This is a genomic window from Nocardioides sp. 616 (assembly GCF_002930065.1).
GTDB lineage: Bacteria > Actinomycetota > Actinomycetes > Propionibacteriales > Nocardioidaceae > Nocardioides > Nocardioides houyundeii.
Genome location: NZ_POAG01000027.1, coordinates 1 through 25,310 on the forward strand (window position 1 = coordinate 1; position 25,310 = coordinate 25,310).

Annotated in this window: 20 protein-coding genes; 12 read left to right on the forward strand and 8 right to left on the reverse strand. The window is 68.9% G+C overall.

Features of this window, described 5'->3' with window-relative positions; all coding sequences use genetic code 11:
* Positions 1-222: 222 nt before the first annotated feature.
* Positions 223-825 (reverse strand): DUF4230 domain-containing protein, encoded by a 603-nt coding sequence (locus C5H89_RS18330; RefSeq protein WP_162799467.1) that lies wholly within the window; start codon positions 823-825, stop codon positions 223-225.
* A gap of 127 nt (positions 826-952) precedes the next feature.
* Between C5H89_RS18330 and C5H89_RS18335 the strand changes: the two genes are divergently transcribed.
* Positions 953-1,495: a hypothetical protein gene (locus C5H89_RS18335; protein WP_104108440.1), complete on the forward strand. Its 543-nt coding sequence runs from the start codon at positions 953-955 to the stop codon at positions 1,493-1,495.
* 27 nt (positions 1,496-1,522) lie between these two features.
* Positions 1,523-1,888 (forward strand): hypothetical protein, encoded by a 366-nt coding sequence (locus C5H89_RS18340; protein WP_104108408.1) that lies wholly within the window; start codon positions 1,523-1,525, stop codon positions 1,886-1,888.
* Positions 1,889-1,936: 48 nt separating this feature from the next.
* Here C5H89_RS18340 and C5H89_RS18345 read toward each other — a convergent pair whose 3' ends face one another.
* The 3 genes from C5H89_RS18345 to C5H89_RS18355 form a co-directional block, all read right to left on the reverse strand.
* Positions 1,937-2,497, reverse strand: a complete 561-nt coding sequence (locus tag C5H89_RS18345; RefSeq protein WP_240181947.1) for a hypothetical protein — start codon at positions 2,495-2,497, stop codon at positions 1,937-1,939.
* Between the two features lie 133 nt (positions 2,498-2,630).
* The gene (locus tag C5H89_RS18350) at positions 2,631-3,338 is read right to left on the reverse strand and encodes a helix-turn-helix domain-containing protein (protein ID WP_162799468.1); all 708 of its coding nucleotides are present in this window, start codon (positions 3,336-3,338) and stop codon (positions 2,631-2,633) included.
* Between the two features lie 237 nt (positions 3,339-3,575).
* Positions 3,576-4,781 carry a serine hydrolase gene (locus tag C5H89_RS18355; RefSeq protein ID WP_205305127.1) on the reverse strand — a complete coding sequence of 402 codons (1,206 nt, stop codon included), beginning with the start codon at positions 4,779-4,781 and terminating at the stop codon, positions 3,576-3,578.
* A gap of 117 nt (positions 4,782-4,898) precedes the next feature.
* Here C5H89_RS18355 and C5H89_RS18360 point away from each other — a divergent pair, with 117 nt between their 5' ends.
* From C5H89_RS18360 to C5H89_RS18370, 3 genes are all read left to right on the forward strand, one after another.
* A complete protein-coding gene (locus C5H89_RS18360; RefSeq protein WP_104108411.1) occupies positions 4,899-6,737 on the forward strand; it encodes a Na+/H+ antiporter in 1,839 nt (612 codons plus the stop codon).
* Positions 6,738-6,944: 207 nt separating this feature from the next.
* On the forward strand, positions 6,945-8,393 hold the full coding sequence (locus C5H89_RS18365; RefSeq protein WP_104108412.1) for an MFS transporter: 1,449 nt from the start codon (positions 6,945-6,947) through the stop codon (positions 8,391-8,393).
* A 74-nt stretch (positions 8,394-8,467) separates the two neighbouring features.
* Positions 8,468-12,094 carry a fibronectin type III domain-containing protein gene (locus tag C5H89_RS18370; protein WP_162799469.1) on the forward strand — a complete coding sequence of 1,209 codons (3,627 nt, stop codon included), beginning with the start codon at positions 8,468-8,470 and terminating at the stop codon, positions 12,092-12,094.
* A gap of 42 nt (positions 12,095-12,136) precedes the next feature.
* Here the strand turns inward: C5H89_RS18370 and C5H89_RS18375 are convergent, their stop codons facing one another.
* Positions 12,137-12,505: a VOC family protein gene (locus tag C5H89_RS18375; RefSeq protein ID WP_104108414.1), complete on the reverse strand. Its 369-nt coding sequence runs from the start codon at positions 12,503-12,505 to the stop codon at positions 12,137-12,139.
* A gap of 278 nt (positions 12,506-12,783) precedes the next feature.
* Between C5H89_RS18375 and C5H89_RS18380 the strand changes: the two genes are divergently transcribed.
* Complete coding sequence (locus C5H89_RS18380) at positions 12,784-15,330, forward strand: amidase (RefSeq protein WP_162799470.1); 2,547 nt, start codon at positions 12,784-12,786, stop codon at positions 15,328-15,330.
* Between the two features lie 73 nt (positions 15,331-15,403).
* Here the strand turns inward: C5H89_RS18380 and C5H89_RS18385 are convergent, their stop codons facing one another.
* Entirely contained in the window at positions 15,404-16,765 is a 1,362-nt protein-coding gene (locus tag C5H89_RS18385; RefSeq protein WP_162799471.1) for a calcium-binding protein, read from the reverse strand.
* Positions 16,766-16,973: 208 nt separating this feature from the next.
* Here C5H89_RS18385 and C5H89_RS18390 point away from each other — a divergent pair, with 208 nt between their 5' ends.
* Positions 16,974-18,785, forward strand: a complete 1,812-nt coding sequence (locus tag C5H89_RS18390; protein ID WP_104108417.1) for a calcineurin-like phosphoesterase family protein — start codon at positions 16,974-16,976, stop codon at positions 18,783-18,785.
* 105 nt (positions 18,786-18,890) lie between these two features.
* Here the strand turns inward: C5H89_RS18390 and C5H89_RS18395 are convergent, their stop codons facing one another.
* Positions 18,891-20,897: a TerD family protein gene (locus C5H89_RS18395; RefSeq protein ID WP_240181948.1), complete on the reverse strand. Its 2,007-nt coding sequence runs from the start codon at positions 20,895-20,897 to the stop codon at positions 18,891-18,893.
* An 857-nt stretch (positions 20,898-21,754) separates the two neighbouring features.
* Between C5H89_RS18395 and C5H89_RS18400 the strand changes: the two genes are divergently transcribed.
* Positions 21,755-22,366, forward strand: a complete 612-nt coding sequence (locus tag C5H89_RS18400; RefSeq protein ID WP_162799472.1) for a hypothetical protein — start codon at positions 21,755-21,757, stop codon at positions 22,364-22,366.
* Between the two features lie 81 nt (positions 22,367-22,447).
* A complete protein-coding gene (locus C5H89_RS18405; protein ID WP_104108420.1) occupies positions 22,448-22,843 on the forward strand; it encodes a hypothetical protein in 396 nt (131 codons plus the stop codon).
* A gap of 111 nt (positions 22,844-22,954) precedes the next feature.
* Here C5H89_RS18405 and C5H89_RS18410 read toward each other — a convergent pair whose 3' ends face one another.
* Positions 22,955-23,299 (reverse strand): hypothetical protein, encoded by a 345-nt coding sequence (locus tag C5H89_RS18410; protein ID WP_104108421.1) that lies wholly within the window; start codon positions 23,297-23,299, stop codon positions 22,955-22,957.
* A gap of 564 nt (positions 23,300-23,863) precedes the next feature.
* Between C5H89_RS18410 and C5H89_RS19035 the strand changes: the two genes are divergently transcribed.
* The 3 genes from C5H89_RS19035 (at position 23,864) to C5H89_RS18430 (ending at position 25,169) form a co-directional block, all read left to right on the forward strand.
* A complete protein-coding gene (locus tag C5H89_RS19035) occupies positions 23,864-24,226 on the forward strand; it encodes a hypothetical protein (protein ID WP_162799473.1) in 363 nt (120 codons plus the stop codon).
* Positions 24,227-24,354: 128 nt separating this feature from the next.
* Positions 24,355-24,876 (forward strand): hypothetical protein, encoded by a 522-nt coding sequence (locus C5H89_RS18425; RefSeq protein ID WP_162799474.1) that lies wholly within the window; start codon positions 24,355-24,357, stop codon positions 24,874-24,876.
* Positions 24,873-25,169, forward strand: coding sequence for a transcriptional regulator (locus C5H89_RS18430; RefSeq protein WP_104108424.1), 297 nt, complete (start codon positions 24,873-24,875; stop codon positions 25,167-25,169). The genes C5H89_RS18425 and C5H89_RS18430 overlap by 4 nt, the downstream gene beginning before the upstream one ends.
* Positions 25,170-25,310 lie beyond the last annotated feature (141 nt).

Genomic DNA, 25,310 nt, shown 5'->3' on the forward strand with positions numbered 1-25,310 from the left:
CTACGTGGCGCACCCACGTGGCGACCAGAAGGACGCGCGCTACTCTCTGACGCCGACGACCGACGAGCAGTCGCGTAAGACACCCCAGTGGGGCCGCGACCTGTGGCGCGGGCAACCAGCAGCACTGCTGGGCGAGATTCACGATCTGTAACCCACGCACGCTCCTGCCGCGATCAGTTCGCTTCCGGCTGTGTCTTACCCCCGCCTGTGGGCCGCCATGTGTCACGTCGGGAACTCGAAGGTCACGGTGAGGTCGGGGTCGATCCCCTTGATGATGCCCGTGTAGAAGACCTGCGCCTGATCCCGCAAGATCTCCAGGTTGCGGTCGACGTACTCCTGCTGAGCCTCGTCGTTGAGGATCTCGGTGATGACCTGCGCCGTGTCGATCTCCGGAGTCGTCCAGCTCAGGGAGCCCTCGTCTTCGACGACGACGCGAAAGCTCTCGTTGTCATGCCCCAGGAACTCGAACTCCGGAATGGTGACGACGTACTCGTCCTCGCCGGACTGCTCGATCTTCACGTCCTGCCCGTCGATTCCGAGCTTCGCATCGAACCCGTACTCCAGGAAGGAGACCCGCTCGGAGAACGGGATGTCCAGCCCACCGATCGTCCCGTTGTCCTTCTTCTCGTTGATGCCCTGAATCCCCAGACTCAGCAGCACGACCTCTTGTTCCCGGGTCACCGAGTTGATGACCTGGCTGTCCCGCGACTCAGACTCCGTGCCCAGGATCGAGAGGTCCGTAAACCGGTCCAGGGCCACGACGACTCCCACTGCGACCAAGACCAGGAGCACTCCTGTCGCCAGCCACCTCAGCAATCTCTTCACGCGCTTCCCATCCCTTGTCGCTGTGGTGCGCAGCATTACAAGGTGCACCGACATATGTCGAGCAAGCTTCTCCTGCGACTCCTCAGCCCGGCGAGTGCGGCGGTCCGTCGCCGGGTACGTCGGGTTCATGGCGCTCAAGGTGATCTGGCAGGGACTGCTGGCCGGCGCGGCCGGGGTCGCGGTGATGACGGCGGGGGAGAAGTTCGAGCAGCGGCTCACCGGTCGGCCCGACTCCTACGTCCCGGCGCGGGTGCTGGAGCGGCTCGCCGGGCTGCCGGAGCAAACCAGTCAGCAATCCCGCTCGCTCAACCTGGCGATGCACTTCGGCCAGGGCATCGCCCTGGGAGTGCTGCGCTCCGTGATGGCCCACGTCGGGCTGCGGGGCCCCCTGGCCTCGGCGCAGTTCACCGTGGTCCGGCTGACCAACGACCAGATCCTGGAGAACGCCACCGGAGTGGGGGCGCCGCCGCAGACGTGGCCGCGCTCCGAGCTCGTGGTCGACGTGCTGCACAAGACCGTCTACGGGTTCACGACCGGGCTGGTCGCGGACCTGCTGGCCCGCCGCGACGGACCGGGACCCGGCCAGGTGCACGCCGCCAAGGTGCCCGGCCGGCACAGCGACGTCGGCCCGGTGCCCCGGAGCCAGGCGTTCACCGGCGACCGGCACTAGGTCCCACCGGACCTATCCTTGAAGGCGATGATCACCCGCCGCGACGCTGCCCAACGCTTGGACATCCCCTTGGAGATGGCCACCCGGCACGGACTGCCCACGAAGCTCACCGAAGCCCAGCTGCGTGAGATCGAGGACAGCCCACCGCCGTGGCTGGTCCAGTCCCGGGCCAACCGAACCGGCAAGAAGCCCGTTTGGATCGATCTGGTGTGCAGCGTCTGCGGGTTCACCGAGAAGGCCCGGCCGAAGAAGTGGTGGCCGGCGTTCACCTACGTCAGTTGCGACCACCACGATCCCTCCGACCTGCCGCCTCCGCTCCCAGGCGCTCAGCGTGAGGAGATCCTGGGCATCGGCAGCCGGTTCGTCGGCTGGGTCGACACCCCGCTGGACTGACCCGACCTGCGGCCGCAACGTGATCCCCTTGGCTCGCGGCACTGGCCCTCAGTCGGGCGCCGCCAGAAGCCGAAGGACGGCCTGTCCGCGGCGAGCATCGGCCTCCGGCATGAGCTGCCAGGCGACGTGCTCGTCGACAAGCTCGCGTTCCAGCGTGAGTAGGCGGGATCGGTCGCTGCCGGTGAATCCTTCGCGTTCGGCTTCGGTCTTGTACGCGGCTGCTTTGAGGATGGTCGCGCCGAACGGGCGCGGGACGGAGATGGTGACCCTCTCGCCCGGAACGATCTCGAGCAGGTAGTTCGCCGTTCGGCGCAGCGCCTGAGTTCCACCTTCGATCTTGACCATGTCCCGGCTGCGCATCCGCTCCTCGACGCTGGGCGCCGGATGGTCGGCGACAACGACGTCGATGTGGGTCGTTCCACGGGTGAACCGGTGGGCGACGTTGTTGCGGGGGTCGATGTTTTCCTTGAGCGTGTAGCCGATCTTCGCCAAGGCATTGGCCGTTGCTTTCGGCATGCCCCGGGTCGTTTCGATGTGCAGGACGATGTCGACGTCGCTGGTCGGTCGAACCGCGTCGACGCCGCGATGGATTGCATGCAGTTGCGTCATGAGCCCGCCGATGAGGGTCCACTGATGAGTCGGCAGCACGCGAGCGAGCTCAGCGACGTTGGGCCACGGGTATAGCCATCCGCCGGCAGGCGCCGTGACAGAGAATGTGGGGCGGTCGAGTGGGGTGTCTTGCTCAGGGGTCATGTTGCGGGCTGCTTAGGGCGCGTCGGTCGCGTGCGAACTCTTCGAGGTAGTCGTGGAGTGCCCGCGAGCCAACGCCGTGTGCGCGGGCATCTTGGGATGCAGCGATATCGAGTGCTGCCAGGGCGCCGTTGCCCTCGGTTGCGATGCGCTCGATGACGTTGGTGTCGAACGTAGTCACTCGCAGGATCAGACTTCCGCGGGAGTCGCGGCGCAGGCCGAGACGCTTCTCGAGCCGATCAGCTGTTGTGACGTCGATGTATCCGTCGAGCTCGTCCCTACTGCTCCTGGCCAGGTCCAGCCTCTGGCGGCTGGCAACGATGAGGTTCTTCTTGATGGTGGGAGCTAGGAAGTCGTACGACTCGTAGGTGCGCACGTCGGCCCGGTTCCGCGCTCGTCCGATGAGTTCGTGGGAGCCGTGGTCGTCCATGGCCATGTGCCGCAGCCGGCTCCGCAGTCGGGAGAGCTGGGTCTGGCCGATCCAGTCGACTCGTAGTCCAGAGAGCAGGGCCACGGCTGCCCAGGCTGTCTCCGTGCTCCAGGCTCGCTCTGGTGAGAACTTGCGTTCGCTCAGGTATTCGGTGACTGAGGCGCGTTCGACGACTCCACGACCTACGAAGTGGATGGCTCCTTGGTCTCCCAAGCGTGCGACGTGGCGCGCGGAGACCCCGAGGAGGCGTGCTGCCTCTTCGACGCCCACGAGGTCGCTCCTTGCCCGCAAAACCATGACAGACATGGTCTCCTTTCGGACGTTATCTGTAAAGGCCCCGCGGCGTACGGCGCACCAGGGCCGGGTCCCTTGGTGAGGGCGACCACGATGGCCCCCACCACGGAGGCGAGCGCCAGACCGGCCATGGTGAGACCGACCAGATTGCCCTTCGGCGAGGGCCAGATCAGCAGCAGCAGCACGAAGTACGGCATGGCGAAGAAGATCGGTTCAGGGCCGGGTCGGGTCCTGCCCGGCGAGGGTGCGCAGGACGTCGAGGGTCTCCGCCTCGTCCTGCTGCGTGCCGTGGTCGCTGAGCTTGACCACGACCGTGCGGGTCGTCGGGTTGACGTAGACGAACTGGCCGTAGACCCCGAGCGCGGTGTAGTCCGGGCCGATGCCGCCCGAGGGGTGCCACCACTGCGCGGAGTAGTCCCACTCGCCCACCGGATGCTCGGCGGGCGTGGCGATCCGGTCGATCCACTCCGCGGGGACGACCTCCCGCCCGGCGACCTGTCCGTCGTCGAGGACGAGCTGGCCGAGGCGGGCGAAGTCCAGGGCGGTCGCGTTCAGACAGCAGAACGCCTTCTCCACCCCGTCGGCGGTGTCGAGGTTCCAGGTGGCGGAGCTCTGCGCGCCCATCGGGCCCCAGAGTCGCTGCGAGAGCACGTCAGCGAGCGGCTTGCCCTCGATCTTCATCAGGATCATCCCCAGGAGCTGGGTGTTGACGCTGCGGTAGGCGCCTTCGGATCCCGGGGTGAACTCCACCTTGCGGTTGTCGTCGAGGAAGCCGGGCATGTCCTTGGTGAGCAGCATCCGCGCGGTCCCGATGAAGGGCCAGTACGCCTTGTAGTTCTCCGTGACGTCCACCCCGGCCGTCATGTCCAGCAGATCCCGCACGGTGATGCCGTCGTACTCGTTGCCGGACTTCAGCTCCGGCACGAGGTCGACCAGCCTGTCGTCCTCGCTGAGCTCGCCACGGTCGATCGCCTGCCCGATGAGCAGGGAGATCACCGACTTCGCCACCGACCAGGAGCTCATCCGGGTGCTGGCGTCGATCCCGTCGGCGTACCACTCCTCGACCAGCTTGCCGTCCTGGAGGACGACGAGGGCCTTGCTGCTGGTGGTCTCCAAGAACTCCTCCAGCGCGATCCGGTCGCCCTTCCACGGCACGTCGGCGGGCAGGTCGCCGTCGCCGGCCGGGAAGGTGACGGGCCGGGTGGACGCCCCGACGGTGTGCGCCGGGAAGAGGTCGCCCTGGCGCGAGGGCTCGCTGAGCGCGATCCGGGCCAGCTGCGTCGGCGCGGGGATCTCCATCGCGCGGGTGCCGACGTACGCCCCGGCTCCTAGGACGACGACGAGGACCAGGACGGTGCCGAGCACCCGGCGCAGCGAGCGGCCGCTGGATCGTGCCGGCGGAGCGGCGGTGTCGGACACGGTAGGACTCCTTCTCGGGCTGCGGGCGGGGCGATCGTGGCACACGGCGGCACCCAGCACCCACCCCCAGGCGGTCGGTCCTCCTCGGACGTGGGTGGGGCGTGCGACGATTCACAAGTGGAGCTTGCGGTCCTGCTGGTGTCGATGGCCGCCGTCGTGCTGCTGGGTACGACGGTCAGCGAACGCCTGCACCTCCCGGCGCCGCTGCTGCTGATCGCGGTCGGCGCGGGCCTGGCGTTCGTCCCGGCCGTGCCCACGATCCACCTGGAGTCCGAGGTGGTGCTGCTCGGCCTGCTGCCGCCGCTGCTCTACACCGCGGCCATCCAGACCTCGCTGGTGGACTTCAACGCCAACCGCGGGACCATCCTGCGGCTCTCGGTGTTCCTGGTGCTGGTCACCACCGCGGCCGTCGCGGTCGTCACCCACCTGCTGGTGCCCGACTGGGGCTGGGCGGCGGCCATCGCCATCGGGGCGGTCGTCGCGCCACCGGACGCGGTCGCCGCGACCGCCGTGGCCCGGCGCATCGGCCTGCCGCGGCGGGTGGTCACGATCCTCGAGGGCGAGTCGCTGTTCAACGACGCCACCGCCCTGGTCACCCTGCGCACCGCGGTCGCCGCGCTCGCCGGCGGTGTGGTGCTGATGGACGTCGGGATCGACTTCGTCGTCGCGGCCGGCGGCGGGGTGCTGATCGGGGTGGTGGTGTTCCTCCTCGTCGCGCGGCTGCGCAGGCGCATCACCGACCCGCTGATGGACACCGCCATCTCGTTCCTGACCCCGTTCGCGGCGTTCGTCGCCGCCGAGGAGGTGCACGCCTCCGGGGTGATCTCGGTGGTGGTGGCTGGGCTGCTGCTCGGGCACAAGGCCGACATCATCCAGACCGCCCAGTCCCGGATCACCGAGCGGATCACCTGGCGCACGGTCGCCTTCGTGCTGGAGAACACCGTCTTCCTGCTGATCGGGCTCCAGCTCGATTGGATCCTGGCCGAGGTGCGTGAGTCGACGCTGTCCAACACCCGGATCGCGGTGGTGTGCCTGGCCACCCTGGTCACCGTCATCGTGGTGCGGCTGGTCTACATGCACGTCACGGCGGTGTTCCGTCGCAGTGACCCGCTGCCGACGAGCTGGACGTTCCTGATCGGCTGGGCCGGGATGCGGGGCGTGGTGACGCTCGCGGCGGCGTTCATCATCCCCGAGGACGCGCCGCACCGAGAGGTGATGCTGCTGGTCGCGTTCTCCGTGGTGGCCGGCACCCTGTTCCTCCAGGGGCTGACCCTGCCCTGGCTCACCCGCGTCCTGAACGTCCCGCCGCCGGACGTCGCGGAGGACGCGCTGGCCCGGGCCGCCCTGCTCCAGCAGGCCGCCAACGCGGGTCTGGCCCGGCTCGACGAGCTGGACTACGAGGACCACCACGGGGTGGACGCGCGGATCCGGGCCAGGGTGGACCAGCGCACCTTCTCGGCCTGGGAGCAGCTGGACACCACCGTGGACGAGGAGACACCGTCCGAGCTCTACGCCCGGATCCGGCGCGAGATGATCGACGCCGAACGGGCCCGGGTGCTCGAGGTCCGCAGCGGTGGGCACGTGCCGTCGGAGGTGGTCAGGCAGGTGCTCGGGATGCTCGACATCGAGGAGTCGATGCTCGACGCCGGCAGCTCGGTGCGCGAGAAGGTGCGCAGCGCGGTGACCGGGATCTCGGCCCCCGAGGAGTGCGTGGACCTGCAGAAGCACCCCGCGGTCGACACCATTCCGGACCCCGCCTGCGAGACCTGCCTGGCCGAGGGCACCCGCTGGGTGTCGCTGCGGCAGTGCCTGACGTGCGGGCGCGTCGGCTGCTGTGACTCCTCGGTCGGTCGGCACGCGACGGCGCACTTCCACGAGACCCAGCACCCGGTGATGGAGTCGGCGCAGCCGGGGGAGTCCTGGCGCTGGTGCTACGTGCACGAGCTCACCGGCTGAGCCCTAGCATCGGTTCATGGGAGCCTCGCTGGTGCACGCGTGGCTGGAGTCGGGAACCTCACACGGCCCTGCACGAACGAACTGAGAGTCATCCGGGTTAGTTTTGCTCCCTGACCCGGGACGAACCGGGTGAGGCAACGTGCGCTCCGCGCCGTCGGTCCGAGGCTGGAAACCTTCAGATTCCCCCTCGGAAACCTGGAGTCCCGCATGTCTGCCCCCGTTCCCCTCTCTCCCACTCGCTGGTGGGCGCTCTGCGTCCTCGGGCTGGCCCAGCTCATGGTGGTCCTGGACGGGACCATCGTCGCGATCGCCCTGCCTGCCGCCCAGGCCGACCTCGGCCTGGCCGACGGGCAGCGCCAGTGGGTGGTGACGGCGTACGCCGTGGCGTTCTCCGCGCTGCTCCTGCTCGGCGGCCGGATCGCCGACTACTGGGGCCGCAAGCGCACCTTCATGGTCGGCATGGTCGGCTTCGGCGCCGCCTCGGTCTGGGGCGGCCTGGCCCAGTCGGGCACCGAGCTCATCGCGGCACGCGGCCTGCAGGGCGCCTTCGCAGCCCTGGTGGCTCCCGCCGCGCTGGCGATGATCACGGTGCTGTTCCCCAGCGGCCGCGAGCGCAACGTGGCCTTCGCGGTGTTCGGCATCGTCGCCGGCACCGGGGCCGCCTTCGGCTTCCTGCTCGGCGGGGTGCTCACCCAGTACGCCGACTGGCGCTGGTGCCTGCTGGTCAACGTGTTCTTCGTGCTCGTCGCCCTGGTCGCCGGCCGGTTCCTGCTGGTCGAGAGCCGGGCGCACGGTGACAAGCGCTACGACCTCGTCGGGGCCGTCCTGGTGGCGCTGTCGCTGGGTTCCCTGATCTACGGCTTCGCGCGGGCCGAGCACGGATGGGGCGCGGCGGACACCATCGGCTTCCTGGCCGCCGGCGTGATCCTGATGGCCGCCTTCCTGTGGTGGCAGGGCCGGTGCTCCCACCCGCTGCTCCCGCTGCGCGTAGTCACGAGCCGGGTGCGCGGCGCCGCGTTCCTGCTCCAGGCCTGCGTGGGCGTGGTGATGGTCGGGGCGCTGCTCTACCTGACGTTCCACTTCCAGATCGTGCTCGGCATGAGCCCGGTCGTCGCCGGCTTCGCGAGCGTCGCGATGACGGTCGTGATCATGGCGACCGCCCCCATCTCGACGAACCTCTTCACCACCTTCGGGCCCCGCGTGGTGCTCACCGTCGGACCGCTGCTGGTCGCGGCCGGCCTGTTCTACGTCAGCGGGATCAGCGCGGGCGGCAGCTACTGGACCGAGGTGCTGCCGGGCATGGTCGGGATGGGGCTCGGGTTCTCCCTGATCCTGGTGCCGGTGCAGAACCTGGCCCTGGCCGGGGTCGACCCGCACGACGCCGGGGTCGCCTCGGCGCTCGCCAACGCCTCGCTGCACGTGGGGGGCTCCATCGCGGTGGCGGTCTTCACCGCCATCTACACCTCCTCGATGGCCGACTCCCTGGCTCAGGGCGTGGACCAGCTGCCCGCCCTGGCCGGTGCGTACGGCGACACCCTGTTCGCCGCCGCCTGGGTGATGGTGCTCGGCGCGGTGGCCGCGTTCCTGCTCATCGGGGGCGCCAAGACCGGGGACGCCCCGGTCGCGTCGGAGCCGGCGGTCCCGGCCACGCACTGAGGCGGCTCGCGTCCAGGCGGCCAGACTTTCCGCATTCGGCCGCCTGGGCGCCGGCGCCTACCTAGCCTGAGCCGGTGCTTTCTCTCCGCGTGACCGCTCTGGGCCTGACCGGCCTCCTGCTCGCCGCCACTCCGTCGTTGCCCCTCGGCGAGCCCGCCGAGGCCTCGCCGGCGGCGGCGGCTGTCGCCGCGCCCCGCGCCGAGGCGGGCGCCGAGTCAGGGGAGTCGCCGGTGGCCACGACGGCACCGGAGGGCACCGAGCCCGTCGACCCGGTCAAGGCGCAGCTGCTTCCCGCGACCTCGCTGAAGAACCCCGCGAACGGCGCCGCGGCAGTACGCCGGCTCGGCGACGACCTGCCCGAGGTCGCGAAGGCCCACGACATGAGCGCGGCCCGGCTCCGCACCACGCTGCGCAACGACTCCACCCTCTGGGTGGCGCCGTCCGGCCAGATGTTCGTCAAGGAGGAGGCGCACGCTGGCGGGACCTTCACCAGCGACGTCGCGGCCCGCGTGGCGCCGCTGGACCAGACGCTCTCGCTGCACAGCCTGCCCGGCTCGCGGCACGTGATCTACCTCGACTTCGACGGGGTGGACGTCCCCGCCGCCAGCTCGTGGTCCACCCAGGGGGGGCTCCCCGTCGGGGCCCACCCGGGCTGGGACCCGATGAACGACGGCCCTGTCTTCTCGGCCGCCGAGCGCACCGCGATCCAGGAGATCTGGGCGCGCGTGGCCGAGGACTACGCGCCGTTCGACGTGGACGTCACCACCGCCGACCCCGGCGACGACGCGCTGCGGGTCAACGCCCCTGGCGACACCGAGTTCGGGACCCGCCTGGTGGTCACCGACAGCGCCCAGGCCGCCGCGTCCCTGTGCAACAGCGACTGCGGCGGGGTCGCGTGGATGGGACAGATCGACCGGCTCGCCAGCGTCGTCGAGCCGGCGTGGGTCTTCGCCGAGCTCAACGCGCAGTCGCCGAAGGCGATCGCCGAGGCCGCCTCCCACGAGGTGGGCCACACCTTCAACCTCCGCCACGACGGCTTCGCCCGCAACGAAACCGACTGGGACGAGTACTACACCGGGCAGGGGACCTGGGCGCCGATCATGGGCGCCGCGGCCCACGCGCCGGTCAGCCAGTGGTCGAACGGCTTCTACAACGGCGCCACCAACTCCGAGAACGACGTCGCGATCATCGGGGCGATCTCCGGCTACCGGACCGACGAGGGCGGCGACGGCTGGTCGTCCCCGCTGCGCCTCACCGACCGCACCGCCTACGTCGGTGGCTCCTACGACCGCGACGTCTACCTGGTCGACCAGTGCACCACCGGTGCCCGGGCTGCCGTAGTCACGGCCGGCTTCCCCGCGAACCTCGACGTCAGCCTCACGCTCGCCAGGCCCAGCGGCAACAGTGGTTCTCCGGTCAAGACCGCCAACCCGCTGCTCACCAAGGTCGCCACCCTGGACCAGCAGCCCTGGTACGGCGCCGGCGTCTCCTACCTCTCCTCCAGCGCCGCCGGCCTGGACGCCTCCCTGGACATCCCCGAGGGCGGTCCGTGGCTGCTCGAGGTCCGCGGCGGCGAGGGCCTGACCAGCGCCGACGGGGACATGGACTTCCTGGCCTACGGCAGCATGGGTGCCTACCGGCTCCAGGTCCAGGGGTGCAGCACCCCGCAGGTGCCACCCGCCCGGCCGGCCGGACTGACGCTCACTCCCTCGGGTGCCGACCTGGTCGCCACCTGGACCGCGCCGAGCAACGACGGCGGGTCGGCGCTGACCGGATATCGGCTGACCCTCAACGGCCAGGGCGCCGTCGACGTGGCCACCGGCGTCACCAGCCACACCTTCGTCGGTGCGGCGGCCGGCAACGTCACCGTCGAGGTGCGTGCCGTCAACGCCATCGGCTCCGGTGCGGCCGCGACCGCGACCTGGAACGCCACCACGGTCCCGAGCCAGGTCACCAGCGTCGAGGTCGTGACCGACGGCGTGACCTGCAACTTCGGCGATGGCCGGGCCGTCCGCGGCATCCGGGTGGGCTGGCGCGCCCCGGCCAGCAACGGCGGCACGCCGGTGACGAGGTACGAGCTCCAGCAGGAGGGCGAGGGACGGTGGGGCAAGCTGTTCGAGTTCCGCTCCACCGGCGGGAACGACAGCGTCTCCACCTGCTTCAACCCGGTCGCCGGGGAGAAGGCCACCTACCGGATCGTGGCAGTGAACGCCAACGGGGCCGGCGCGGCGTACGACTTCGAGGCGCTGCTGAAGGGTCCGCCGGCACGGATCACCCCGGACGTCACCACCGACCGGGACGCCCGAACGGTAACCGCGACCTGGGAGACGCCGTTCGACGGGGGCGAGCCGATCCAGCGCCTCTACCTCACCCTGACCCACGGGGTGGACGGAAAGCCGGTCGCGGTCACCCTGCCACCCGGCACCACGTCGTACACCTTCACCGGGGTGAAGACCGGTCCCAAGCACCTGCTGCTGACCGCCTCCAACCTCTGGGGTCCGGAGAGCGTCAACTCGCGCCCAGGCAACGTCAGCGACACGTTCTTCGAGATGCCTCCGATCTCTCCCGACCCCGGCCCGGTCAACTCCAGGAGCATCAAGGGCAAGGTGCTGGACAAGGCCTCCGGCTCGCTGCGCGTCACCTGGGACCCGGTGGTGCCTGCCGACCCGGTCCACGACCCGATCCTCTGGTACGACGTGTGCGTCGACGTGATCGGTGAGATCCACCAGCCCGGTGACGTCATCTTCGGCGACGGCGCGACCCGCGGGACGGACCTCTGTGGCGACCGCACCACCGTCGCCCTGACCGCCGACGCCAGCGAGGAGCCGTTCATCGACCTGACCGGCCTGAGCATTGGCAACCACTACGTGACGGTCACGCCGGTTAACCCCGGCGGGCCGGCGTTCATGCCGGCGATGGCGATCGCCAGCTTCGACACCACCGCGATCACCTGCCCCACGGAGTACACGGTCGCCAACGGCCAGCTCACCTGGGAGTGGGAGTGGTTGGGGGACAACGTCAACTACTGGACCGTGCGTGCCCGGCGGTTGCCTGAGACCGGGTGGACCGTCTGGGAGTCCGGCCTGCCCTACTTCATGCTCGGCGTCTCCCAACGGCCCGTCACCCCGGGCGAGTGGGAGATCGAGGTGACCGCGAACCTGCGCAACGGCCACACCGGTCCGCCGGTCGTGTGTGCGGTGACCGTGCCGGAGCCGGTGGTCCCTGGGACCGACCCCGAGCCCACTCCGGAGCCGACACCGGAGCCGACGCCGACGCCCGAGCCGACGCCCGCTCCGACCGACTTCCCGACCACGCCGCCGGCTCCGCCCACCCCGGGGCCGTCGAGCGAACCCCAGCCCGTCCCGACTCAGCCCGTCCCCACCTCGGCCGTGCCCAAGGCGCTGTCGGCACCTCGGGTCACCGCGGTCAAGCCGGGCGGCAAGGGCGGCGCGAAGACGGTCACCGTGGCATGGTCCGCACCGGCCTCGGCGGGATCCAGCACGGTCACCACCTACGAGGTGACCGTCTACAAGCTGAAGAACGGCAAGCCGGTCGTCGCGAGCCGCAAGACCGTGACGGCGAGCAAGCGGAAGCTGGAGCTCAAGCTGAAGGCCGGGACCTACAAGTTCGCCGTTCGGGCGAAGAGCGCGGTCGGCTGGAGCGCAGCCAGCTCGATCTCCAAGGCGGCCAAGCCGCGCTGACCGTTGCTTCCGGCTAAGTCCGGTAGGTCTGGGCAGGCTTGCTCAGGTCAAGGGGGCAGCGTCCGCCTCGGCCTGGGCGGCCACGCAGAACTCGTTGCCGTCGGGGTCCGTGAGGGTGACCCACCGGAAGGAGTCGTCGCCGCGGCGCCCGACGAGCGTCGCGCCGGCGTTGACCAGCCGCTCCACCTCGCCGTCGAGGTCGTCGGCCGTGAGGTCGAGGTGGACCTTGTTCTTGCCCGGCGTCGGGTCACCGACCTGCTGGAAGGCCATCGTGATCGGGCCGCCGGTGACCAGCAGGAAGCTGCCGTCGTACGGGTCGGCGACCTCGCCGCCGACCTGATCGGCCCACCAGCGCGCCAGCGGCGCGGGGTCGCGGGAGTCGAAGTTGACCATGCCGAGTCGAAGAGTCATGTCACGAAGGTAGAGGTCGGCGCGGGAGCAGGCTAGAGGTCCAGCGGGCGCTGGTCGGAGTCTGTTTACCTGCGCGGCCGTGCGTTCACGCGCTGGAAATCAAGGTGACACGAGTCCGGTAGGCGCGTCCCCCAGGTTGGGTATGCCGTCTTTCGGCAGGCCCGGCGCGTGTGAGACGTGCCCGGTTCTCGTTGCACCTCGACCAAGGAGAGCCTGTGAAGAAAGTACGAAGCGCGTCTCGACAAGGGACACGTCCCAAGGTCCGCACCGGGGGGCGGGTGCAGCGCAGGCTCCTGGCGACCGGAGCAGCCGCCAGCCTGGGGGTCGCCCTCCTCGCGGGCACCCCGGCGACCGGGGCAACCGACGTACCGGTCCAGGTCGCGGCGGCCGGCTCGTTCGATGTCAACGAGGCGACCCTCGCCGAGATCACCGCGGCACTGGAGTCCGGCACGTTGACCAGCGTCGAGCTCACCGCGATGTACCTGAACCGCATCGCCGCCTACGACCACGGCGGCATCACCCTGAACTCGGTGGTGGTGCAGAACGAGGCCCTGCTCGCCGAGGCGGCTCGGATGGACCAGCTCCGGGCCGAGGGCACGATCCTGGGCCCGCTACACGGGATTCCGTTCACGGTGAAGGACAGCTACAAGGTCAAGGGCCTGACCGTGGCCTCGGGGTCGCCGGCGTTCAAGAACCTGGTGGCCAACGAGGACGCCTTCTCCGTGAAGATGATCCGCGAGTCGGGTGGACTCCTGATCGGCAAGACGAACATGCCGCCGATCGCCAACGGGGGCATGCAGCGCGGTGTGTACGGCCGTGCCGAGAGCCCGTACAACTCGCGCTTCCTGACGGCCGCCTGGGGCTCGGGATCCTCGAACGGCTCGGGGACCTCGACGGCTGCCAACTTCGCGGCGTTCGGGATGGGTGAGGAGACGGTGTCATCCGGTCGCTCGCCGGCCTCGAACAACGGCTTGATCGCCTACACCCCCTCTCGCGGACTGATCTCCATCCGAGGCAACGCACCGTTGTGGCCGACCCGCGACGTCGTCGTCCCGCACACGCGCACCGTCGAGGACACCCTGACGGTCTTGGACGTCCTGGCTCAGGAAGACGCAGCGCCCGACGGTGACTTCTGGCTCACCCAGCCCTTCGTCGACCTCCCCGACATCGAGGACGTCCGTCCGGAGTCGTACCTCGACCTCAAGGACACCAGCGCCCTCGCGGGCAAGCGGATCGGCGTCCCCCGGATGTACATCAACAAGGACACCGTCTCCACGACCCCGATCGCGACCCGCGCGTCCGTGATCGAGCTCTGGGAGCGCACCGCCCGCGACCTCCGCGCCCAGGGGGCCGAGGTCATCGAGGTGGACTTCCCGCTCGTCGAGAACTACTTCGAGGATCGACCGGGTGCCAAGAGCATGTACACCCGAGGCTATGTGCCCGCGGCATGGCGCACCCTGGAGACCGGCGACTACTCATCCTTCTGGATGGAGAAGTTCCTGAAGTCCAACCAGGACAGCAACTACCCGTCGTGGGCGAACGTCGATCCGGCCACCGTCTTCCCGTACCCGAGCCGCCTTCCTGCGAACCCGGACTCGACGACGAGGTCGTACGCCACTCGCATCGAGGCGATCAAGACCCGGATGCCGAAGGACCTGTTCGCCGTCGAGGGTTTGGCCGAGACGGTCAAGGGCTGGGACCGGACCCGCGAGGAGGACTTCGACTCCTGGTTGGTCAAGAACGACCTGGACCTTCTCGCGTTCCCGTCGGTGGCTGACATCGGGAAGGCGAACGCCGACGTCAATGTCGCCTCGAACACCGCTGCGCACGCCTACGGCGTCGGACGATCGGCGACTGATCACGTCATGCGTGTCTTCGGCCTGCCGAGCGTCTCGGTGCCGATGGGGCTGCTGTCGGACATCGACATGCCGATGAACGCGACCTTCGTCGGTATGCCGTACACCGACAACGACCTGCTCTCCGTCGCCTACGACTACGAGCAGGCCACGAAGAACCGGCAGCCGGCGCCGCGGACGCCCGCGTTGCCGCAAGATGTCGTCACGGTGACAACAGACGCCGCGCAGCGACCCGAGAACCGGGCCGACGTGACGGCGCCCGGGCTCGACGTGGACGTACAGAAGGTCGACTGGGCCGGGAACACGCCGCGCATGGTGGTGACCGTCACCACCGACGCTGACGTCCCCGCCGACAGCGTGTGGCTCACCGTCAACGGCGACGAGATGACGCTCACCGAGTTGGACGTGCCCGGGACCTACCAAGCGGTCACCGTGATGGATCGCTACCAGTACCCCGGTGACACCGGACCGACGAACACTGTCACCGTGCTGGCCCTCGCCAAGGACTCCGCTCGCAACGCCGCGGCGTTCACATCCTCGGTCAAGGTCGCGAGCCTGGTGGGAGGCGAGCCCGCGCCCGAGGTGCCGGCGACCCCGACACCGACGCCCACGCCCACGCCGACCCCGACGCCGACACCTGCGGTGCCGACCCCGTCGGTGCCGGTCCCGCCGAAGGAGACCAAGGCGACCCCGGCCATCTCCGTCGTCAAGCTCAACGGCAAGGTCAAGATCGGCCAGAGGGCGAAGTTCGTGGTTATCGTGAGTACGCCGTCAGGGCTGGCCAAGGGCACCGTCACCGTGGCCCCTGGCGGTAAGCGCAGCTTCACCGGCAAACTCGTCAAGGGACGCTTCACGGTCGTCCTGCCGAAGTACTCCAAACCCGGCAGGAAGCAGGTGAAGGTCGCCTACAGCGGTAACGAGTCGACCCGCAAGGCGACCAGAAAGGTCACCGTGCGGGTCACTCGCTGACGATCGCCTAGCGCTGCACGCATGGGGGCAGGTGGGACTGGACAGTCCCGCTTGCCCCCATGTGAACGTCGGGTCAGCGGCGCCGCTCGCAAGAGCTGAGCTGCTCGCCGGTCAGGCAGCGGTCCCGGCCCCTGTCACCGTTGAGACGGTCGCGTCCGGGGCCGCCGACGAGGAGGTCGGCTCGCTCGCCGCCGATCAGGACGTCCTTCCCGCCACCGCCGAAGGCTCGCACCCGGAAGCCGCGCCCGTGCCGCACCTGGAACAGCTCGGGCTTGCCACCCCCTTGGAAGGTGACCATGCCGGGGGCGGCGTTGCCGTCGAACACGAACTCCTCGACCCCCGACAGTCGCGCGACGCGAGCGCCGCGCTGCTCGATGAATCGCTTCGGCACCTGGATCACCATGTCGTAGCCGCGGCGGGGACCGCCATAGTTTTCGAACTCCACCCGGTCCCTGCCCCCGCCGCCTTTGAGGGTCCGAGCGCGCTGGTCCGGCCAGTTCCGCTCGACCTCGACGCGCAGGAGGTCGTCGCCGGACCCGCCTCGCGCCACCGTCCCGGCGACCGTGGCGAGCAGGTCGTCGCCCGGGCCACCCAGGAGCTTGGTGTCGATCGCCTTCGGCAGGCCGATGACGGAGTCGTCGCCGTCCTCGCCGCTGAGCCGGTCCGTGCCGTAGCCGCCGGAGACCACGTCGTCGCCGGGGCCACCGCTGACCACGTCGTCGCCCGACACCGGCTTGCTCCCGCGCGACCGGTCGCGGGTGGCGTCGCCGTCCAGCTCGTCGTCGCCGGGACCGCCGGTGATGACGTCGTCCCCGCCGCCGCCGAGGATCTGGTCAGGCGCGGGGCCTCCGATGAGGACGTCGTCGTAGGGAGACCCGATGATTCCGGTGTACTTGTCGGCGGGTGTCGGGGCGAAGGTGTCGGTGCCGTCTCCGGTGGCGGTAAGCGCAGCCAGGTCGACGGTGACGGGACCGGGGGCGTCGGCGTAGGAGACCTTGTCGGCGTAGACCCACTCACTGGGGTCGAGACCCGCAGGGCCGGTGTCCGCGCCCAGGTCGACGTAGTCGTCGCCGGGGCCCGGCTGGATCAGGTCCCCCCAGTAGTCGTCGCTATAGAGGTCGTCTCCGCCGAAGAGTCGGTCGTCCCCCGGCCCGCCGATGATCTCGTCGTCCCCCGCCAGTCCGCAGATCGTGTCGTTGCCGCCGGCGCCGTCGATCCGGTCTGTCCCCTCGGTTCCGACGATCACGTCGTCGCCGGGCGTCCCGACCACCCTGGGGGCCCGGCCCGCGACCTCCGGGACGACGATGCTGGCCACCTTGCCGTCGCAGGTCGCGGCGGGCTCATCGGCCTGCGGTGCTGCCCCCGCGGGGCAGACGGGCGCGACCACCGACAACGCGAGCGCGAGACCGATCACGGTGATGGTTGGACTTCGCATGGGTGCTCCTTGGACAGATGAGGGGTGCCGTACCCAGGTCAACGAGTGAGACGCCACCGCGGGCCGAAAAGTTGTGATGCTCATTCAAGCGGGCGACCGCGAGTCGTCGCCGAAGGGCGCACTGGTCGCCACCGCGGGTTCACCTTCAGCCATCAGCGTGGAGGTGTGGCCCAGTCAGGGGCCGCACGACACGAGAGAGAAGGAAGCCATGCCACAGCAGCGTTCTCGGGCCCTCGCCGCCATCGGCGCAGGGGCGCTCGCCCTGTCCGTCGCGGCGGTGATCACGCCGACCGCCGTACTCGCCGCCCCGGACCACACCACCGCGCGCCCCGGAGGCTCGCATCAGGACTGGGCGGCCACGGCGTACCGCGGCCGGATCCAGGTCGTCGCCGGTCCCGACGAGGACCAGCGCACCCTCGACGGGGTGGTCTTCAACGACCGCAACAAGAACTCCCGGCAGGACCGTGGCGAGCGCGGCATCAGCCGCGTGACGGTCTCCAACGGCCGGGACGTGGTGACCACCGACCGCGGGGGCCGCTACCGCCTCCCGGCGTACGACAACATGAACGTGTTCGTCACCCAACCGGCCGGCTACCAGGTGCCGGTGGACGAGGCGAACGTCGCGCAGTTCTCCTACATCCACCTGCCGCAGGGCTCCCCGGCACTGCGGTACGGCGGTATCGCGCCCACCGGCGAGCTGCCGGACCAGGTGAACTTCCCGATGGCGCGCAGCCTCGCGACCTGGTCGCCGTGGCAGAGCTGCATCATGGGCGGCGACGTCCAGACCTACAACCAGGCGGAGGTCGGGTACGCCCGCTCCGGCGCGTTCGCCGACCTGGCCGCACGCAGCGACTACACCGGCTGCGGCGCGCTGTTCCTGGGCGACATCGTGGGAGACGACCTGTCCCTCTATCCCCAGACCCGCGAGCTTTCGAGCATGCTCAACGGACCGGCGCGCTTCCTGCCCGGCAACCACGACCTCGACTACGACGACCCGACCGGCGAGCACCGGTTCGATACCTACCGGGCGGCGTTCGGTCCGGACTACTACTCCTACGACGTCGGCAAGCTCCACGTCGTGGCGTTGAACTCGGTGCAGTACCGCCAGGGTCAGTCCTACTTCGGGGGCCTGGGGGAGCAGCAGCTCCAGTGGCTGCGTCGCGACCTGGCGCGGGTGCCGAGGCACAAGACCGTGGTGCTCGCATCACACATCCCGCTCCTCAACTTCCACGACCAAGCCCAGACCCGCCACCAGGTCAAGGAGGTCAAGGAGGTTCACGCGATCGTCGCCGGACGCGACGCGGTCTCGTTCGCCGGCCACAGCCACACCACCGAGGTGATGCGCAAGGGTGACTCGACGGCCGGCTGGACGCAGACCTGGGGAGTGGGCGCGCTTCCGTTCGACCACATCACCGCCGGCGCGATCGCCGGTGACTGGTACTCCGGTCGGGTGACCGACGACGGGTTCCCGACCTCCATCCAGAAGGACGGCGCCCGACCCGGCGTCCTGACCTTCCAGTCCGGCCCCCGCGGGCACACCGAGCGGTTCAACATCACCGGTGAGGATGACTCGGTCCAGATGGCAGTGGGCGTCAACTCGCCCCGCTACCGGGAGTGGTTCGTCGCCCACCGCACCAACCGCCCCGCACCGGTGTTCGCGGACCCGACCCGCGTTTCCCGGGCCGATCTCGTCGGGCAGACCTACCTCACCGCCAACGTCTACCTGGGCTCCACGGGCACCCGGGTGACCGTCTCCGTCGACGGTGGCGCCGCCCGGCCTGCTCAGCGCACCCAGCAGATGAGGGGCGAGGCGAAGAACACGGGCGCGGAGTGGTCCGACCCGGTCGCCGTCCAGGAGCAGCTGGTCCACGGCGGCAACCCAGCCGAGAGCACGATGCACCTGTGGCGGCTCGCGCTCCCCACCGACCTGGCGGTCGGCCAGCACACCGCCAAGGTCACCAGCACGGACCGCAACGGCCGCGTCAACACCGAGACCATCGAGTTCACGGTCACGGAGTGAGTGGCACAAGCTCCTGACGGGAAGCCCTCGCGAGGCGTGGCCTCGCGGGGGCTTCCTGCTGCGCGGGCGCCCGCGTCGGACTGTCTACCTATGTGTGGCGCTGGATTAGCGCTTGTCCGCCCACGGCCGCACGTGTTGTACGACGTCGGCGTAGAAGGTGGTGGTCACGCTCTTGACCGACCCGATGAGGGTGCCGGTGCCTGCGGCTCGCTTCGAGCCGAGCGGCAGGTCCAGGGAGATGGTGAAGGACCTGATCTCGCGCTGGTCCTCGGGCAAGAGACAGGACGGGTCCTGGCGCACCTTTCCGAGCAAAGCCGCCGTCGAGGTCGAGCGTGGTCCCGCCAGATGCGCCTCGATGCGAATGGAGTCCTTGGCGGCCTCGGGGATCTGACGGAGCAGCCAGCTCACCCGGGTCTGCGGCCGGGTCTCGCCGCGGGGTGCCTGCACGGTGATGGCTGCGGTGGCCTTGTCGGCGCGGAGGTCGGCACCGACCACGAGCACGTCCACGGCTCCGGGGACCTTGAGCCGCCCGAACAGCAGCCCGGAGTCGGCGAGCTGCTGGCGGCGGCTGGCGTGGTCAGGCGTTTCACGAGGGGTCAGCGCCTGGACCTCGACCCCGAGCAGACCGGACAGATGGTGGCCCAGGTGTTGGACCAGCTCATCGAAGCGGGCACTCACCTCGCCGGTCGCCTTGTCGGAGGCTCGCGCAGTCTTGGCCTTCACGGCGTCCCGCACCTTGACCCAGTTCGGGCCCATGTCACCTAGGCCGCCCATCCCGGAGCGGGCGTGAGTCATGTAGCGGATGAACTCGGCGAGCACCTTGTCCTGCGTGGAGTCTGCGACGCCGCGGCGGGCGGTCAACATGGCCTCGGCGCGGATCTGGTCCCAGGACAGGTGGTGCAGGGCGACCTTCTTGAGCTTGCGCCGGTCCACGGGCACCGGGTGGTCGGCGTCGCCACCGGCCAGCTCGTTGCTGATCGTGATGACCGCGTCGTACCCGCGGGTGCGGGCGATCTCGACGTAGTTGTCGATCTGCTGTGCGTCCAACCGGCCGGCCGAGGTCTTCACCTCGACCAGAGCCGTCCAGGTCTTCTGGCCCCGGGTGACCTGTAGTACGCCGTCAGGCCGGTACGCCTCCTCGTCCTGACCGAACGGGACCTCGATGAAGGTCGTGAGGGCGCCTCTGGGGGCGCCACACTTCGTGGTCAAGGCGGCCCCGAACTCGCGCACCATGCTCATCACTGCGAGCAGCGCGGAGGTGGCGCGTCGCTCCTGCTCCTCGCCGCTGCCTATCCCCGCAACGGGGAACAGCCGAGCTGGTTGCCAGTCGTTGCCGTCGCTAGCCGGGATGGAGGCGTCCCAGTCGGCGGGGAGTCGCGGAGCACGCGTGGGCCGACGAACGGAGACGCCCCTGCTCGGGGTGGCCAGCTGTGCTGGTTGTTCCTCGACGGGATCGGCCCCGTTGTGCTCCGGTGCAGGGCTCTCTTTTTCGGAGGCGAGGTCCTCAGTGGGCGCCGCATCGCTATCCACCTCGACCCCGTACGCCGACACCAGAGACGCGAGACCCTCGTCGTAGCCCTGGCCGATGGCTCGGACCTTCCACTCGCCGTTGCGGCGGTAGAACTCGCCGAAGACGAGCGCACGCTCGGTGGTCGCGTCATCGATGTTGAAGACCAGGAGATCGCTGGCGTCGGCGGTGCGCTGCACGCGCATCCGGATCACCTCGGCGTCGCCGAAGGTCGTGCCGGTCGAGGGGTCCAAGCTGGCTGAGATCACGATCTGCTCGATCTCATCAGATACGTCGTCCAGCTCGAGGGTCACTACGTCGGAGGACCAGCCCTGCTCGGCCTCGGTCGTGCCAGGCTCCGGTCGCACCTTGTCGCGCAGGTGGACGGCGCCACCTAGGGCAATGGGCTGGTTGTAGAAGACGAAGTCGGAGCCCGACCGCACCTTCCGTCCCGCGTCCAGCAGGAGCACGCTCACGTCAGCGTCGATGACTTGGTCATCCCGGCCACGGCTGTCCAGGAACACGGTCAACCCGCCCAGCTGAGTCCCGAGAGCGCCGAGCGCCGCGTTCGCGCCCTTCTTGAGCTCCTTGGGAGCAGAGATCATGTCGGTCACGGCACGAGCGTCCCAGATGTGCGGGACCGCGGCCCTGAATGAACGATTTCCGATGGGTCAAGGGACGACAGAGTGATGTACAGAAGATCCCGGGCTGACTGCTGGCAGGCCGCCGACCACGCGCGCATACCACCCACTATGACGCGGCGGCGCGAGCACTGTCCGCGGCCGCTGCCCTCTCAGGTGGCGAACCCTGCGGTACGCCACAGATCTCAGATAGTTGCGCAGAACTACATGGGGTCCACGATCCGGCCGGCGATCTCTGTGGGGCACCCCAGAGCCTCCATCAGACCCAGTGCGATTCAGTTCACCGGCCGCAACCAAGAGCGGCGTTGTGGTGTCCTAGACACGTGATCAGGATGCGATGCGCTCGTCTGGTGATCGTCACAGCGCTGTTGGCTGGGTCCGGTTGCTCGGAAGCCAGTGATCCGGATGGTGCTACCCCGCCGTCCGGCGCATCGAGCACGAGCCCCGCTCCTCGAGCCTCGACGCCGCCCCCGCCCTGGCCGATCGCTCAGGTACGGGTGGATCGGATCGCCGATGGCCTTCCTCGAGAGGACTCCAGTCTGCCCACAGCTTTCCCCCCGGACGACAGCGTCTTTCCCGACCTGCTCGGAGATCCACCGGGTCGAGCGCGCCTGACGTACCACCCCCGTGAGTCGTTCGACGATCGTGGCGGGTGGGGAGCGGAGCGGGTGTTCTTCCTCGGGGTCGACGGGCTGTGGCGGTCCTTGGAAATGGTGGACCTACGACTCCCCGCGTCAACGCACCCCGGCTCTGACACATACGGGGCGGGTGAGCTCTCGCCGGACGGCAGTACGTGGGCGGCCAAGACGAGAGCGGGCATCATGCTGCTCGACCTGGCGACGGCCCGCTCTCGCGAGGTGCGCATACCCGGGGATCACACCAACTATCTGGCGTGGCGCCCCGACGGCCGCAGCATCGACGTCATGCGTAGCCGCGGGGCATCGAGTGATCGCACCTGGTCCGTCGACCTGCGTTCACTCGACACCAGCCCAGCGCCGTACCTCTTGCCGATCGACGGGTTCGCGGACGACGGATCAGTGGTCACCTTCGCGAAGCGAGGCGACGACACCCTGCGGACCGTTCACCGTGGGCAATCGCAGGTGAGCGGCCTGGTGCCCGTGCCGTACCGCCGTGCTCGCCTAGGTGGGGCGGTGGGACCGAGCCACGTCCTGTTCGGTCTCAACCGGGCGCTGCTGGCCGTCGATCGTCGCTCCTGGGCGCCGGTGGCGCGGTTGCAACTGGGCCGGCGTGACGCCGTAGGTTGGCCGCGCGGTTGGTGGGATCAGGACACGGTCTGGTTCTACGACGGAGGCCGAGGGCTGCTCACATGGGACGTTGCTACCGGTCGGGCACGACTGCTGACCCGTGTCAGTCCCGGGGCTCGCAGCGCTACCTACTGGAGCGCCAGTGTTGCCGTTGACCTGATGCGCTGATCCGTCCGTATCTGCCGCGATCCGAGTTTGCGCTCATGCCGATGAGCGTGTGCAGCCGTCCCGGGCTGAGATGCTTGGCACATGAACTATGTGTCCCCATGGGATCGCCTTTTGGCTTCGCTCAGGTCGTGGGCGGACGCGCGAGAGGTGAAGGACGGCATCGAGGTCTCATTCACAAGTGGTGCCGGGCGGCGCACCGTGGAGATCGTCATGACACCCAGCGGTTGGGACGAACTTGCCGAGGTCATCGGGCGTGAGTCGCCCGACAGCATCAAGCGCCGCCTCCTGACACTGGAGGATGACAAGTCCTTCCTGGTGTGCGACTCAGGCGTCGAGTTGATCGCTTCCTCGACCCGCGATCTGCCTGCCGACGAGTTCGCGGACTTCAACCCAGACCCTGGCGGTCAGTGGGTCGTCACCGACAAAGCAGGCAACGTGGTCAGCCGATTCGCTGACTGGACTGACGAGGATCGCTGAACGCACTCATCTGCCGCGATGAGTGCGTCTTTTCCCCGCGTGACGGCGTAGCGAAGCGTCCGAATCTGGCACCCCTCTGTGTCAAGGACTGGGTGAAGTGTGGGCGCTAGGTCAGCGATGGAACGGCGCGTGAAACTCCACGACGCCTGGACCGAGCACCTCGGTGTGCTCGACGTCGGCCCCGTACTCGGTCCAGCGCCAATTGCCGCGTCGGATCACGACCCGAAGGATGCGCTCCTCTGAAGAGACACCTTCCGCGTCCAGGGTGAGTTCCTGTTTGTCATCCAGCCGAACCTGCACGTCCTCGCCGTCCGCCTGCGTTCCCGTCAGCTTATGCCAGTTGTCATACGGCCGACCGAACCATCCTGAGGGAAGTCGGAGCGTGGCGACCTCGTGCTGTGCGAAGAACTCCTCGACGGCCCGTGCGATCGCCGAGGGGTTTCCCAGAGAAGTCACCTGCGCATCATCCACGACGTTCGCGCGCCGCGGGACAAGACGCGCAGCGGGCTCCCCGCTGTCTCAGGAGGCCACTGGCAGGGGGTCGTAGGCTGCTCTTCGAGGGGTCCGAGAAGTGACTTGTCCGAAGAGTTGGTGTGGGGATGTGAGCCGGCCGCGCTGGAGTCAGAGTCGTTGCCCCGTTGTCCTCCCGGGCCCGTCCTCTGCGGCGCCTCAGTGGTGCGGACGGCGTCGTTGAACATGGTCTGGAAGACGATGTCGGACAGTCGGCGCTTCACGCACCGTATGGCCTCCATCAGTGCTTTCCCGTCGGTCTTCTTGCGGTCGTAGTAGGCCCTGCCTTCGGTGGGATTGCGCAGCTGGACGCGGGCCATGGTGTGCAGGACCCGGTTGATCTGGCGGTTGCCTTTACGCGACAGCCGGTGCCGGACCTAGCGTGGGCAGCCGAAATGAGAGCGACGACCCGGGCACCTGGACCGAGCCTCGCCAGGCACCGGTCCTGGGTCAATGGAACAAGTAGCCGAGGAGCGGATGCCTCCATGCGGCGGGAACTACGATCCGAGCATGGACAAGGGCGCTGCACTGGTGGCCGCTCGCAGCAGCAAGTGGGAGGCCCGGGCAGTCGCTGCGGAGGCACTGGCTTCGATGGACGATGTGGAAGCCGATGCAGCGCTCGGCGCGCTGCTCAACGACGAAGATCTCGTCGTCATCGAGCGCGCAACCGCCTGTCTCCTGGGGCTTCCCACGACCAGGGCACTTAAACGCTTCACAGGCGCGTACGCCGTCGTTGACGATCAGCGTGGAGACGCGATGAACGATCAGTTGCGTGTCGCCGTCGTAAAAAATCCAAAGCTTCGACCCGCGCTGCTCGAAATGGCGAACGGTGGAGACGCTGGAGCGCGAGCCGTACTCGCGTGGCTCGGCTAACCTCACTCATCTGCCGCGTATGGCCTCACAAACGTCGACTCATGCCGTGGCGTTAAGACTTGCGGATGCTCCTGGGCTTTCACACGTATGGCTTGCCAAACAGGCAAGTGGCTGCGTAACTTGCCTTCATGGCAAGCGAACCTTTCGGGCTGGACGACCCTGGCCCTCACCGTGCGATGGGCGACGCAGAGGATGCCCGGGGAGTTCTCCGGGATCTGGACTACGTCCGGGCCCGGTTCGGTCATCGACTGGCCACGCCGTGGTGGTACAAGGTCATGGCCTCCGTGATCGTGGCCGCGCTCTTCACTGGCGCCGGCATGCCGTACGAGAGCATCTCCCTTGGCTCCTTCAGCACCGGAGCCTTCCTGGTGGTGTTCGCTGCGGTAGTGGGGCCGGTGGTCTTGCGTGAGCTACTCAAGCGCAGCACCGGAGCTTCCTTTGACCGGTACAACAACGGTTGGACGATCCCTTCGGTGGCGCTGATCGGCTTGCTGGTGGTCTGCGTATCGCTCCAGACCTTCGCCGACATTGACCTGGCCCCTTTGGTCGGTGCCGCGGTCGGGTTCGTCTTCACCTACCTCTACGAGCAGTGGACCGACCGGCGTCTTGCGCGCGGCGAGTTTCCCGCCGGGAAGCGAGCCCGGGCGTGAGCAAGGCGCCCAGGTTCGACGAGGTCATTCATGCCCGCAACAGGCTGCACATCTGTGCGCTGCTGGCTGAGGTGGACTCCGTCGACTTCGCCACCGTGCAAGAAACCCTGGGTGTCAGTGACTATGTCGTCAGCAAGCACCTCAAGGTCCTCGTGGACGCTGACTACGTCCGTACTCACAAGGAGAAGCAGCAAGGCCGGGCACGGACATGGTTGAGCCTCACCGACACCGGGCGGACGGCACTGCATGCACACCTCGCTGAGCTGCGCCGGATCACGGGACTCGGCGACTGAAGCCCAAGAACCATCGATATCGTCCGCGCGCTCTGATAGCCGGATCTGCCGCCACTCACGCGTTCCAGCGATGTGCGTCATGCCCACGCGAGACTGACACGAATATGGTCGACGCGAGGGCGCCGTCCTGGCCCAGCTCAC

Bases quoted from the DNA above. Each gene is read 5' to 3' on its own strand.
- C5H89_RS18390 (WP_104108417.1), top strand. From the start codon at position 16,974: ATGCCACAGCAGCGTTCTCGGGCCCTCGCCGCCATCGGCGCAGGGGCG.
- C5H89_RS18400 (WP_162799472.1), top strand. From the start codon at position 21,755: ATGCTGCTCGACCTGGCGACGGCCCGCTCTCGCGAGGTGCGCATACCC.
- C5H89_RS18385 (WP_162799471.1), bottom strand. From the start codon at position 16,765: ATGCGAAGTCCAACCATCACCGTGATCGGTCTCGCGCTCGCGTTGTCG.
- C5H89_RS18395 (WP_240181948.1), bottom strand. From the start codon at position 20,897: ATGATCTCTGCTCCCAAGGAGCTCAAGAAGGGCGCGAACGCGGCGCTC.
- C5H89_RS18375 (WP_104108414.1), bottom strand. From the start codon at position 12,505: ATGACTCTTCGACTCGGCATGGTCAACTTCGACTCCCGCGACCCCGCG.
- C5H89_RS18335 (WP_104108440.1), top strand. From the start codon at position 953: ATGGCGCTCAAGGTGATCTGGCAGGGACTGCTGGCCGGCGCGGCCGGG.
- C5H89_RS18425 (WP_162799474.1), top strand. From the start codon at position 24,355: ATGGCAAGCGAACCTTTCGGGCTGGACGACCCTGGCCCTCACCGTGCG.
- C5H89_RS19035 (WP_162799473.1), top strand. From the start codon at position 23,864: ATGGACAAGGGCGCTGCACTGGTGGCCGCTCGCAGCAGCAAGTGGGAG.
- C5H89_RS18405 (WP_104108420.1), top strand. From the start codon at position 22,448: ATGAACTATGTGTCCCCATGGGATCGCCTTTTGGCTTCGCTCAGGTCG.
- C5H89_RS18345 (WP_240181947.1), bottom strand. From the start codon at position 2,497: ATGACGCAACTGCATGCAATCCATCGCGGCGTCGACGCGGTTCGACCG.
- C5H89_RS18340 (WP_104108408.1), top strand. From the start codon at position 1,523: ATGATCACCCGCCGCGACGCTGCCCAACGCTTGGACATCCCCTTGGAG.
- C5H89_RS18365 (WP_104108412.1), top strand. From the start codon at position 6,945: ATGTCTGCCCCCGTTCCCCTCTCTCCCACTCGCTGGTGGGCGCTCTGC.